This is a genomic window from Bacillus sp. FDAARGOS_527, from assembly GCF_003812125.1.
GTDB classification, from domain to species: domain Bacteria; phylum Bacillota; class Bacilli; order Bacillales; family Bacillaceae_G; genus Bacillus_A; species Bacillus_A paranthracis.
Window position 1 is genome coordinate 99,526 of sequence record NZ_CP033789.1, and the last position, 12,306, is coordinate 111,831.

The following is a 12,306-nucleotide window of genomic DNA, read 5'->3' on the forward strand; positions in this document are numbered from 1 at the left end:
GTTTTTTTATCATTTATATCTACCTTTTATTTCTTATAATTTCATTAACCTCTTCAACACTTAATTCTGCAACTTTTGCAATTTGTTCTATAGGTAATCCTATTTTAAACATATTTTCAATCATCTCTATCTTAGTTGCAATTTTAGTTTCTTCTGTAGCTATTTCTGCAGCTTTTTTCGCAGCCCTTTCTTCTGCTGTCTCTATTTCTGATATTCTATCTTTTATTGCTTTTTCTCTAGCCTCATATAAGCGTAAAAAATCCTTATCGCTACTTAAACGCTCCCAATCCTCTATTGCTTTTTTCAAAACTGGATCTTTTTCCATTGCTATCGCCTCCAGGATTGTTGTTAATCTCTCATCCTCATGCGCAGGAAATAATAGTAACCAACGCGCTAAAGAATCTTCCCACGGATCCATTCGTTTTCCTTGCCATTCTTGAATCACTTTTGGAATTTCAAGAAAATGCAACTGCATATTTTCGGTAATGATACGTTTAGATTTTTTGTTCATCACAGTATTAATACTATGAAACTCCTGTTCTTCTGGAAATAGAATGAAATCCACTATATTAATACAAATGGTTGGTCTTAATTCTGTATATTTCATCCCTTGAGTCATTTGAGAATAATACATACCTGACCAATAGAACAAAGAACGTTCTATCATATCTTTTTTGTCTCGAACTTGAATCTCTATATTAATTTTTATACCACTATTTAGCGTAGCTCGCAAATCTAAAATAGACAATTTATCATCCTTCTGCTCTCTTGGAAGATGCGGATCATCTAAGTGCAAAGATGTAATTTCTTCATCAATAGATGATTGTAGTACCGCGTTAAGAAACCCAATTAATATATCTTCATTTCCTTCTACTCCAAACAAACGCTTAAAAGCATAATCAACTCGTAAATTTACTAGATTCTTTTTTACATATACACTCATGTTTTCCCTCTACCTTTCTCGTTTTAAAATTGTATATAAGAGCATAAAAAAAGATAGAATTACAATTCTATCTTTTTCTCCTCTATTTTCCTACCAAATATGGCTACTAGTTACTTACTATATAAGAAATATCCTCTTCACACATATTTGTCGCATTTGCAATTGTCGTGATAGAAACTCCCTCATTATAAAATCGTTGAATGAGTTCCATTCTTTCTTGTTCCCTAGCTTTTTTATCTACGTCCATTAATTGTTGCATAATATCCATATACTTAATACACACCTTTCTTTTATATAAAGTCCCCTAGTTAAACTGTTACGTGTATTGTTAAAAGAAAGTTTTACACTAATACTGCTACTTTGTTGTAAAATGTACAACTTTCTTTTAACGTGTACAACTTTCTTTTAAGTTCACAACGTTTTTTTATATTGTGCGAAAAACTGGTTTGAAAGAAGCTTGCATCGCATCATCCAGACCTTTCCCTTGTGCTGGGTTCCATGCTGCAATAATTACGTTATAGCCCTCTTTCTTTAACTCTGTCGCAAAAGCAATTAAGGCAGCTCTTACTTTTTCATTCTCTACTAAGTCAGCATCGAATGCTAAGTACACATTTTCTACGCCCATATCTTTTAATACTGGCATAACGATTCTCCATGCATTTACACCTGGAATCGCAAGAACTGTTGTCCCTACTTTAGCTATTTCTTCTTTATTTAGTCTTTGAGGAAGTAAATCTGCAATCAAATCCGCCTTCATCGGCCCTTCTGTAATCATTACTGATTTTGTTTTGTGAAGCGTACCAGACTTCCAATGTTTCAAATGTGAGCTTGGTACCGCTACATGTACAGGAAGTGGATTTTCACTACCTCCCGCACCGGTTCCTTCATTTTTATTTGCTGAAGAGATCCATAAGTATTTTTGACCTTTATGTATCTTTACAACAACTTTTTCCCCGCCGATTAATAATTCTTTATTTTTCCCTATTTCTAGTTTTCCTTCATAGATACAATCACCGTTTTTCGTTATTTTCACAACATTAGGATGTTGTAGTAGTTCGGCTTGTATACCTGTAGGTCCAGATTTCACATGAACAGAGTTCTTTACTTCATCTACACGTACTTGCCAACCAACAATTTGATTATATTGGTTTCGGAATGGAATCATAATTCCTGGAAAACCTGCCATTAAACGAAGAGAAAGTTGTCCTTTCTTCATTTCATAAAATGTGACGCATCCCAAAGGATATTTCCCTCTGGGGTAGCGCCTACCCATTTCGGGTGCGATAGGTAAATCTTTGATGTTATCTCCAATTTTTCCCCCGCCCCACACCGTGCGTGCGACTTTCACCGCACACGGCGTTCCATCGACTGTTTAATGTCTTTGTGTTTCCTCAATCTAAAGGTTTATTACTTTTGTTAATGTTTTGTTTGTCAATTGATTTCTAACATTTCATTTTTCGCTTGTTTTCTAAGTTTATTTAGCTTAATGAGTTGTCCTTCGTTTAGCTTCAACTTCTCCATTAGACCTCCGATCACATCAGGCGATGTTGCATGGATTAATGTGTGTACATCTCTACATATTAGGATTAGGTTCTTATAACTATCATCTTGCGTATATTTCCAAGGTGTTTTATGGTGACATTGCATGTCTGATAGTATTAGTTCCTCGGAAGTAATTGCACATTTGCCATGTTGGGCTACAAATAGAGAGATTCGGTTGTCATTATATTCAACAGTTGCTCGTTGACTAATGACAGGGTGTTCTCTTAACCATTGTATTTTCCATTCAGGCACTGCAGATTGATTTTTATGTATCAATTCTCTACCTTGTGGTGTATACTTATTGATTTTTGTATCCTTATTTTTGGGGCTTTTGTGCTTGATATACGCTAGTGGTAGAATAGGAATATCATTTAGATATCGAACCATTGCTGATTTCATGTATCTTTTAATTCCTTTATCTTTCCCTTTGTACTTCCCTTTCCTATTAACATGTAATCTGTTGTAAATCCTTATATTTAGGTGTTTATGGATGCTTGCTAAATCCCTATTAACCTCGGTCGCAATCTCATAGTAATTATGTGTGCCAATTACCATAGAGTTGTAGCGAACAATAGCTTTATTCTTTAGTCCCTCATTTTTACTTCTTTGAATTACAGCGATTTGATCTTCAAATTGTTTTTGGATTTTCTTTTTGGTTTTGTTTGATATGTGTGTTCTTGCAATTAACTTACTTCCCTTTTTTACCATTTTGATTTCAAAACCAAGAAATTCACTACTTTCCTTACGGAGATTTGTGATTTTTGACTTTTCCTTCGAAATTGGTAGTTTTAGGCGTTCTTGCAACCACATCTCACATGCTTTAAAGATTTTTTGTGCATTCGATTTCGTAGCGGTGAAGATTTTGAAGTCATCTGCATATCGAACAATATACATTTCTTTCAAAGCCGTTGTTTTGCGCATTTTACTGTAATGTGGGTACTTGTCAACATGTCCGCCCTTTTTAATGGTTAATGACAATTCCTTTAACAACCTGTCTTCCCATTGATTTGTTATCCACCAATCGAATTCATTTAGATTGATATTGGCTAATAATGGACTTAATATTCCACCTTGTGGTGTACCTTTGTTTGGATATTGCATTTCACCATTGGGCAGTACTATTGGGGCTTTTAACATTTTTCGGATGATTACAAGAAGTTGTTTATCTCGTATTCCCATAGTCCATAGTTGACGCATGAGTTTTTTGTGATTAACTTCATCGAAAAATCCTTGTATGTCTACATTAACTACATATTGCATATGACTTCGATTCACCCTCAAGGTTGCATCTGCCATAGCTGTTTCAGGGCTTCGATTTGGACGGAAACCGTGACTGTGTTTGTTGAATTTTGCCTCGCATATAGGTTCAAGTACTTGTTTTATACATTGTTGCGCAATTCTATCCCACATTGATGGAATTCCGAGTGGTCTCGTTTTCCCATTAGGCTTTGGTATCTCTACGCGTCGCACTTTTCGTGGGGTATAGTTAGAAAATCTTTTTTGAACAATTTTGATGAAATCTTCTTGACTGAGTTTCTCAACATCCTTGATAGTAACTCCATCAATCCCCTCTGTGATACTTCCTGAATTGCGTTTAATATTTCTAAACGCTAAAAGAATATTACTTTCAGAGGTTATGACTTTCATTAACTGCTTGAAGTTTCCTCCATTTAGACTTTTGGCATATAACTCGTCTTGTGATTCCTGCATACCGTAGTATTCAGAATGTCTAAGCGAGTTATCCTTTAGTCCCTCTTTTCTAGACCTTTTCATGTTTTATCACGCTCCAATCTTGGCTCGTGACCTTTTAAGTCATACGAGAATTCCATGAGCGATTGAGGTTATATGACTTTTAAAGAGTCGACTTGTGGCTATTGCTCCAGTTCCATTACAGAACCTTCTTTGCTCCTACCACTACTCTCACTAATGTTAAAAGAAGTTCCCTCGGTATACCGTTTCCTCCTTACTGTTTCATAGAGTTTGCGCTCTCCACATCATTAGCTTTCGACGTTCCCTTAACTTTATCAATTTTAGACTTAGATGCTTCCTTTAAGCCGATGCCCTATCCAATGCCTGTAACATTGCATGGTGGTTTTTCCAGGCTATAACGTATCCACCACTGGACATAGAAACTTTCGTTTCCCATACCATTTCTGGTATGCGAATATTCGACCCGTACATTCGGAAGTTCGTCAGAATACCATTTTATTCATTCTCACCATATCTAATTTTTTGTGACCCCCACCCTATCAACTACGGGACTCACCTCTGAGATCCTTTTCGGTTGCCTGTTAAAATAGGTACTTCGGTAATTTTTCAGATGACTTCACCGAGCTTCAGACCCCTTCTTATGTCGCAAAACTAGAAGGCGCATGTCGGAGTATTAGGGGAAGCGTTTCAAGACGTTACTCTATCATTCCACTTCTCAAGTTAAGAGTTCTACAATCTTAATTCGTTGTGGGTGTTATTTACATTTCAACGTTTCAAGATGGTGCGTAATCTTTTCAATTACGAACGTCTCGCACAGCCAGGTATTCCCTTCCAACAATCTTTTTTGTCAATTTGTTTAAATAACTTTTCCCAAATAGTTGTGTACGTATTATCATCTTCCAACACAATTTGTTGCTTTAAAAAAGAACGATATTGACGTATCTGTACTTCTTCTTCAGTCATTTTTCTATCTTGCAGTAAATGTATATGGTGCTTCTCCTCTAACGGCAAAAATCCGATTAAATTACGATTAAATGCATCTAATTCTTCTTTACTACGCTTACTATGCCCCTTTACCACATCCACATCTGGTAATTGGTATTGCTTCTTACCATTTAGATAATGGATATAACTTGGATTACTTGAATTTTTACCGTATACCCACTTACTTTCCACACGGGTACACGCTACTTTCTCCTGTGAAACATGCAGCATACAGTTTCCAATACCATTACAGATTGGGCATGGAACACGATAAAATTCCCACCAACTTCCTCTTGGATGTGCAGTTGTTAAACGAAATTGTCCTTTTTGTATGTTATAATTCATCATTTCCCACTCCTTGTATACTATTTATTATATATGGAACAGCTACTTCCATTAAACTCTTTATACTTCTATTTAGATGTTCTCTTTGTTCTCCTAACGGATATACAAAAGAATGTGTATCACAAACTAAATAATCGTTTCTATGTTCTTGATCTAGCAAAGCTGATTCTACATATGCTTCAAATGCTCTAGCAAACATCTCATGATTTGTAGACCAATACTTTTTACTCCTCTTCTTATCTAACTTAATGGCTGTATCAAAATATATAGACCCTTTCACTAGATAGGGTATTTCACTAAGTTTTTCGCCTGTTTTTTTATAATGATATGCAGCTAACATTTGTGCGGTTTTCTCAAATTCTTTTTCAATTTTACGCTCCATACGTGTCTTTGTTGCTCCTGATAAAGTATCAAGCTTCCTACACAAACTAGCATGATGTGATTCTAAAATATTTGAAATATTTCCTTTAAACACATCATAACTATCGATAACACCACCATAGAAATACCACTTTCTACTGTAGGCATTTTCCACGTTGATTACTCTGGCCACTTTTCCTTGTTTACAAGCATCTAACACAGCTTGCAACTTTTCCTTGATAATAGCAGGCAAGATATTCCCAATACTCTTCCCACTTGATAAGAAAGCAAGACTACCATTTTGAAAATCATGACTACAATCATATAAAAAATGATCCAATGCATGTCCCCATTCATGACACAATGCCCCGACTCCATTATCACGAGTTAAATTAATAACTTTGGTAGAAGGTTCATAATGTGCTAATGCATTGCCGCTTCCTCTCGCTCCAATAGCAAGTCCTAAGCGTCCACCTAACCCTATATACTCAGGTGGAATTCCCAATATACGAGCTAAATCATGCAATGCTTCAGAAACATGCCCAATATGCTCTTTTGCATATTGTTCGGTGCAATAATGACCAAATTGCATTCCCTTCAACCCAAACATAGCAACTACGTCTTCAGGTTTGGTAGCAATTTCTACTCCTGGCCCTTTTCTTTGCAGGGTATCTGGCAGTTTCCTACTCCAAGCAGCTGCGGATTTCTTACGAGTCGTAACCTTTTTCGTAAGTAAATCATTCCATGTCAGTTCATGTGATACACGAAGGTACGTAGAATTAATACTTTTTGAATTTGTGCAAAGTGATATGAATTTCTTTCCTAATATTAATAACTCCATACCATCTGCATCAACAAACTCATCAAAATATTCCTCTACCATTCTTTTAAATGTAAATGTTACATTCTTATTCTTTCTAAATGCAGACCAACCATTGCTCATTTCCATACCATAAGAGACAACAAGATCTACCCATTGTTCTGAGGTATGTACCGACTGTATATCATGCCATATTCTTCTGCATGCTTGAACATATAGTTTCCTTGCAGTCGGTGTATCTACAATTGGCTTCTTATTAATTCTGCCCACTAGCAGTTGCTTTAACTTTGCAACACGTGGCGGGACATCATTTTCTTTTTCATGTTCAAAAGAGAATGGAATTAATGAGTTTCGATCCAATGCATTTAGCGCCTCTACTGGAGATTCTTTTTCAATTTCAGCTAAAATTTCTAAAGAAAATGATACTAAAAATGATTCTTTTAAAGCTCGTATCTCTTTCTTTGCTCCCACTAATTTCTCACCTACATCATAACTGTATCGATTGCGAACTTGTTTATCTGTTCTTACATCCTGTACCATTATGTCTTCTCCTACCTCTAAACCAAAAAGTTCAAATAAATTCATACTGAAATCCTCCTGAATAAAATAAAAGACAGAAATTCATAGTCATTTTTCACTACGGATTTCTGTCATTCCCTCTGTCTGTAGACTTCCATGTAGTTATGTAAATCACTCATTACGATACACTCACACCTGTTAAAGAGAATAGATCCTCTTTTGTCGGATTTAGTGCTTGTAACCAGCTATCTACCTCCAGAAAGTTTACTTTTTTTAATTGTTCGCCTTTTTCCGCACGCTTAACCACCTCTAAACCTCCATGCTGATGCACAATCATTACAAGATTATCTTTCTTGAAAATACAATCTACATCTGCAGAGTTTATGTGGTGGTTACGTAGAATTGGTTTCCATTTCTTAAGTGAATAACCTTCTACATCTAAAAAACCACGGATAGCAGTAAAGCGAAAACTCGTCCCTCTAAAACATCTTTCCAATAAAAAAAGGAAATCCCGTACACATCCATTAAAATGAACATGATACAAATAGATTTCCCCTGCTTGTTTTGCTGATCGCTGTGACAAGTTTGATGGTTTAATGGAAAACTGATAACAATCTCGTTCCCAAAATGCTCCTTCTTTTGTAATTCTCATTCGTAATGCACGTAAACTTGGAATAAGTTCATCTGGATGCGCAGAACAAAATAAAGATACTTCATAACTGATATTCATAAATAAATCCCCCTAAATAATAATTTTTGCCCAGTGTAATAATGGGTTCTAACAATCAAACAGACTTGAAAACAACACAAAAAGGGCTTCTTCAAGTCGATTAAAAATGTGCATAGCAAAATAAGCTATATATACACTAATCGGCTCAAAGAAGCCCTTTCATAAATGAAACAAGACGCAACTTGCTTCTACAACTCAACCACAACACAAAAAAGGTGTGGGAATAAACGGAATCAATTAAACAATAAATATAGTTATATATTAATTAATTTATTAAGTATTAGCAAGTATCATTATATATATTTATATTATTTTGACATATAATATATATAAAGGAGGTAGAATATTATGACAATGCAATATGATTCAAGTAATCCTAAATTAATCCCTTCAGTTGTGACTTTTATTGATGTATTAGGATTTTCGCAGTTGGGTATGAAAGCTTTTGCCAACGGTACAGGTAATGAATTTTTAGAACAGATACATGCTTCATTAAAAAAAGCTAGAAGTAATATTACCGAACAATTTCCATTAGCAAAAGTTAAAGTTTTCACTGATAACGTAGTAATTGGATGGCCGATTCATGAAGAAGGAGATGGAGAGGGAGAATTAGGAATCACTTTCCTTAACCTAGCAGAATATCAATTTTTGTTAACGCTTGATGGCTTCTTCACTCGAGGTGGAGTAAGTGTTGGTTATCATTTTATGGATGAAGAAACTGTTTTAGGCCCAGAATTAATTATGACATATAAACTAGAATCTCAAGTAGCTGTTTATCCAAGAATTATCCTAAGTGAAACAAGTAAAGATAAAGTACGTGAATATATAAATTATTCTCCTCAGCCTGATAATGCTTTTAATTCTGTATTACTTGAGGATATGGATGGAGAATGGTTTTTAAATTACTTAAACGCATTATTTACTTGGTACGAGGACGACGTTTCTAACAATGATTACACACCATTCTTCCCTCACTTAGAGGCACACCGCAATAATATTGAAAGAGCATTAGATACCTATGCAAATAATCATAAATTACTTAAAAAATATGCATGGATAGCAAATTATCATAATTATTTTTGTGATGAATTTGTACCTGATGCACCTGATGATCTTAAAATCGATTCTCCAATAAAAATGTCACAACCAAGAAGAATAATTACATAAATCATAAAAGCATTCTTACTAAGTAAGAATGCTTTTATATATCCACCATACTATTTTTAACAATTTAGCATTTCAAATATTTTATAGTTATATTGCGCATATTCTTTTTCATTTTCTTGAAATTATGTATAATTAAAGTATCCTACACGAGATATTGAGTCATATCTCATCGTCATTTTAAAAGACCCCCATTTTATATGGAGGTCTTTTTTTAGGGGATAAATAACTACTAATTTTACACGGCAGGAAATTCCCCCTACACATTCTCTATTAATATCCACCCATCTTAATTACTAACATAGTCATAAACATACTAAACATGAGGCTTTTTAAGTACTTATTTTCATCTTTTGCTACAAAAAGAGCTAAACAGCAAAATAAAGCCCATCCTAACCAAAATAGCATTCCTAAAATCATTGGTAAATCAGTCAATTAAATCTACTCCTTCGAATGTTTTATCTATTACACTATTTAATATATTCATTTTGACTTCATATTTTAAGACCAAAATAAAAAAGACAGAAGTTTTAATCCGTACCCTTTGTAAAGGACATTTTAAAAAAAGTTAGGCGGCATCAAGAAGATGATTTCTGTATTCAACAGGGGTCATCTTCTTTAAATTCCACTGATAGCGGTGTTGATTATAGTATTTCATATAGTCTTTAATTTCTTGTTTTAACTGAGTGAAAGATGTACAAGTTTTTATGTGTGCTTCATCTTTAAAGTGCCCAAAAAAGGATTCTTGAGGGGCATTATCCCAACAGTTTCCTCGTCTTGACATGGATTGTCCTAGCTTTAATTTTTTGACCAACTTTTGATAGGTAGGGCTTGTGTAATGAGCTCCTTGATCTGAATGAATATATGCATCTGGTGTTAATTCCACTTTCTTATTCCTCTTTAGTTTACGAAGAGTTGTCGTTGCGATATCTAGAGTAAGCCGTTCTGAAACATGATAAGCCAAAACTTCATTCGTAGACCCGTCTAGAATGGTAGATAAGTATCCTTTCTGATTTTTGCCATAAAACAGGTATGTGATATCTGTAAGAAGTACCTTTCCAGGTATACCTTGCCTGAATTCTCGTTTTAATTGATTAGGTACTACAAAGTGTTCTTTCGTCGCTTTCAACATTCTTTTATAGGGATTCGCTTTCCGAATGGGACAGACAATTCCATATTTTTTCATGATTCTTCGGATGCGTTTTAAATTGTAAACAACTTGAAATTGACCCGCCAATGTCATTTTAATTTGACGAGCCCCTTTCTTTCGGTTTTTAAATTGAAATGCCTTTACTATGAGCTCTTTCGCCATTTCATCTTGATGCATTCTTTTCTCTCGCTGACTTTGAGCAGTAGCGGAAAAATAATGATAGTATCCAGAGCGCGAAACACCAGCGATCTCACACAAATATCTCACCATATTTTTCAGGTTATACCTTTCAATAATAGTACGAATTAAGATGTATTTCTGACTGGGTTGTAACCTTATTTCTTTCCCATCCTCCCTTCCATAAGCTTGATCTTTTTTAATAATTCATTTTCAGCTTTTAATAAGTTTCGTTCCGCTTCTAAACGTGCATATTTCTCTTCTAATGTAAGTTCTTTCTCTGACTTTCTTCCGGAGTTATCCTTACGTGTATCTCTTAAACCAAATACCCCCCTTTCCTTATAGGAAGTACGCCATCGATTTCCTGATGATACAACACGTTGTAGACCGATGACATCTATATCAAATCCACATTCTTCAAAAATAATACGAGGTGGTTTTCCTTTTTCATTTTCTTCAATAAAAATACGTTTGAATTCATCTGTATAAGTAATCCCTTTCTAACTGACTGATTTTACGTATCGATTCTTTGATAGTGCTTGAACTTCTTTTTCTGTGAACAGTTTTTTCGTCATTTTGAAATTTCTCCGATTCTCATTTTTCTCTCATTATACAAGAAAGACCCTATAGAATAGACTTTTTTTTAAGTGTCTATTCTATAGGGTACATTTTATTTTTCTGTCTTTTTTATTTATCTTAAAGTAATCCATTCATAACTTGCCCACTCTTTTGGTTTTTTATCGTACTTAATACGACCAGTCGTACAGAATGAAGCAATCATCCATTGTATAATGTTCATCTTGGCATAAGGATCAATACAATCCTCTATTTTTTTTAATTGATAGCCTGTACTATTTTTCTGCCAAATTGTATATAAACGAAAATGAGTTGTCGTAACAAGCCTAGCTTTTGTTGTAACTTGCCATTTTGCAATTTTCGTTAAATCCTCTTTTACTTTTCTCTCATACTCTTGTTTTATCACTTTATAAGTCTTGTCTTTATTAATTAATCCATTAGAGAATGTAAAAGGCATTTGATGCACCTCATAAACTGTTCCTTCTTCATCTCCTAAAATATTTGATTCTACTAGGAATATGTTTTTTAGTTTTAACTGTTCCGTTAATTCTTTTCCGCTCCGATAAAACGTTTTTTTATCTTCTGAAGCAAGACAACCTGTACAATTAATCCAATTAGTAACGGATACGCTAGTATAAACACCATATTAATAAACATATTGGTAATAAGTACCCCTACTAATGCGAATATCGTGAAGTAAATATAAGTTTCTCTTTGATGAATGATTCTACTATTCAAGCTAAAATACCTCCGTTTTGATAAATAGTGAAAGCAACATATACAATTGCTCCTAATAAAATAGAACAAGCCCCCGGAAAGCTCTGTATCAGCTGTATTTCTTTCTTTGGTAGCTTTGCCCCAAATATAGAAGCAGCATGCTCCAATTGGTCTTTAAACGCCCCCACAAACCCCAAAATTTTAATTAATCGATACACACTAGCAATCCAAAAGAATAGTAAATGGAAAGCTGTTAATGTAATAGCAGTAAGGATTGCTGATTCTTCCACTAAATTACTAACATATATAGCTACCACCACAAGCATTTTTGTATCACCGGGTGAAGAAAATTTAAATGTCTCTAACAACAAACCACACGCTAATGCCATAGCTAGTACAATCACAATCTCTTTCCCTGTTCTTATTCCAGCAAAATACGTGATTCCTATACCTACAATTAAGAATAGCAAATGCCATATATTTTTCGTTTTTCTATATTTCAAATCAGTAAATACATTCAGGGCCATATATCCTAGTAGTATTCCTATTACATATATACTCATAATTTT

The 12,306-nt window shown here is 34.5% G+C and carries 9 protein-coding genes and 4 pseudogenes; 1 reads left to right on the forward strand and 12 read right to left on the reverse strand.

The window, feature by feature from the left end:
- Window positions 1-19 precede the first annotated feature (19 nt).
- From EGX95_RS00655 to EGX95_RS00680, 8 genes and pseudogenes are all read right to left on the reverse strand, one after another.
- Window positions 20-943: an Rpn family recombination-promoting nuclease/putative transposase gene (locus EGX95_RS00655; RefSeq protein ID WP_000118206.1), complete on the reverse strand. Its 924-nt coding sequence runs from the start codon at window positions 941-943 to the stop codon at window positions 20-22.
- A 106-nt stretch (window positions 944-1,049) separates the two neighbouring features.
- Window positions 1,050-1,211, reverse strand: a complete 162-nt coding sequence (locus tag EGX95_RS30055) for a hypothetical protein (RefSeq protein ID WP_000353863.1) — start codon at window positions 1,209-1,211, stop codon at window positions 1,050-1,052.
- Between the two features lie 156 nt (window positions 1,212-1,367).
- Window positions 1,368-2,180, reverse strand: a pseudogene (locus tag EGX95_RS00660) (DUF3854 domain-containing protein); the annotation flags it as partial.
- A 194-nt stretch (window positions 2,181-2,374) separates the two neighbouring features.
- The gene (gene ltrA / locus EGX95_RS00665; RefSeq protein WP_000830948.1) at window positions 2,375-4,258 is read right to left on the reverse strand and encodes a group II intron reverse transcriptase/maturase; all 1,884 of its coding nucleotides are present in this window, start codon (window positions 4,256-4,258) and stop codon (window positions 2,375-2,377) included.
- Between the two features lie 276 nt (window positions 4,259-4,534).
- Window positions 4,535-4,666 (reverse strand): hypothetical protein, encoded by a 132-nt coding sequence (locus EGX95_RS30870; protein WP_011167247.1) that lies wholly within the window; start codon window positions 4,664-4,666, stop codon window positions 4,535-4,537.
- Between the two features lie 345 nt (window positions 4,667-5,011).
- Window positions 5,012-5,524: pseudogene (locus tag EGX95_RS00670) on the reverse strand (hypothetical protein); the annotation flags it as partial.
- On the reverse strand, window positions 5,514-7,289 hold the full coding sequence (locus tag EGX95_RS00675; RefSeq protein ID WP_076856198.1) for an LPD1 domain-containing protein: 1,776 nt from the start codon (window positions 7,287-7,289) through the stop codon (window positions 5,514-5,516). The gene EGX95_RS00675 and the pseudogene EGX95_RS00670, both read right to left, overlap by 11 nt.
- Before the next feature lie 112 nt (window positions 7,290-7,401).
- On the reverse strand, window positions 7,402-7,953 hold the full coding sequence (locus tag EGX95_RS00680) for a hypothetical protein (protein WP_076856197.1): 552 nt from the start codon (window positions 7,951-7,953) through the stop codon (window positions 7,402-7,404).
- Between the two features lie 348 nt (window positions 7,954-8,301).
- Here EGX95_RS00680 and EGX95_RS00685 point away from each other — a divergent pair, with 348 nt between their 5' ends.
- The gene (locus EGX95_RS00685; protein ID WP_076856611.1) at window positions 8,302-9,120 is read left to right on the forward strand and encodes a hypothetical protein; all 819 of its coding nucleotides are present in this window, start codon (window positions 8,302-8,304) and stop codon (window positions 9,118-9,120) included.
- A gap of 270 nt (window positions 9,121-9,390) precedes the next feature.
- Here EGX95_RS00685 and EGX95_RS30060 read toward each other — a convergent pair whose 3' ends face one another.
- From EGX95_RS30060 to EGX95_RS00700, 4 genes and pseudogenes are all read right to left on the reverse strand, one after another.
- A complete protein-coding gene (locus tag EGX95_RS30060; RefSeq protein WP_155016830.1) occupies window positions 9,391-9,552 on the reverse strand; it encodes a hypothetical protein in 162 nt (53 codons plus the stop codon).
- Window positions 9,553-9,685: 133 nt separating this feature from the next.
- Window positions 9,686-11,019: pseudogene (locus tag EGX95_RS00690) on the reverse strand (IS3 family transposase).
- Window positions 11,020-11,135: 116 nt separating this feature from the next.
- A pseudogene (locus tag EGX95_RS00695) lies at window positions 11,136-11,758 on the reverse strand (hypothetical protein).
- Complete coding sequence (locus EGX95_RS00700; protein ID WP_061185026.1) at window positions 11,755-12,300, reverse strand: hypothetical protein; 546 nt, start codon at window positions 12,298-12,300, stop codon at window positions 11,755-11,757. Before EGX95_RS00700 ends, EGX95_RS00695 begins: the two are co-directional and overlap by 4 nt.
- Between the last annotated feature and the right edge of the window lie 6 nt (window positions 12,301-12,306).

Excerpts from the sequence above, each read along its gene's own strand:
- EGX95_RS00655 (WP_000118206.1), bottom strand. The coding sequence starts at position 943 with ATGAGTGTATATGTAAAAAAGAATCTAGTAAATTTACGAGTTGATTAT.
- EGX95_RS30055 (WP_000353863.1), bottom strand. The coding sequence starts at position 1,211 with ATGGATATTATGCAACAATTAATGGACGTAGATAAAAAAGCTAGGGAA.
- ltrA (WP_000830948.1), bottom strand. The coding sequence starts at position 4,258 with ATGAAAAGGTCTAGAAAAGAGGGACTAAAGGATAACTCGCTTAGACAT.
- EGX95_RS30870 (WP_011167247.1), bottom strand. The coding sequence starts at position 4,666 with ATGTACGGGTCGAATATTCGCATACCAGAAATGGTATGGGAAACGAAA.
- EGX95_RS00675 (WP_076856198.1), bottom strand. The coding sequence starts at position 7,289 with ATGAATTTATTTGAACTTTTTGGTTTAGAGGTAGGAGAAGACATAATG.
- EGX95_RS00680 (WP_076856197.1), bottom strand. The coding sequence starts at position 7,953 with ATGAATATCAGTTATGAAGTATCTTTATTTTGTTCTGCGCATCCAGAT.
- EGX95_RS00685 (WP_076856611.1), top strand. The coding sequence starts at position 8,302 with ATGACAATGCAATATGATTCAAGTAATCCTAAATTAATCCCTTCAGTT.
- EGX95_RS00700 (WP_061185026.1), bottom strand. The coding sequence starts at position 12,300 with ATGAGTATATATGTAATAGGAATACTACTAGGATATATGGCCCTGAAT.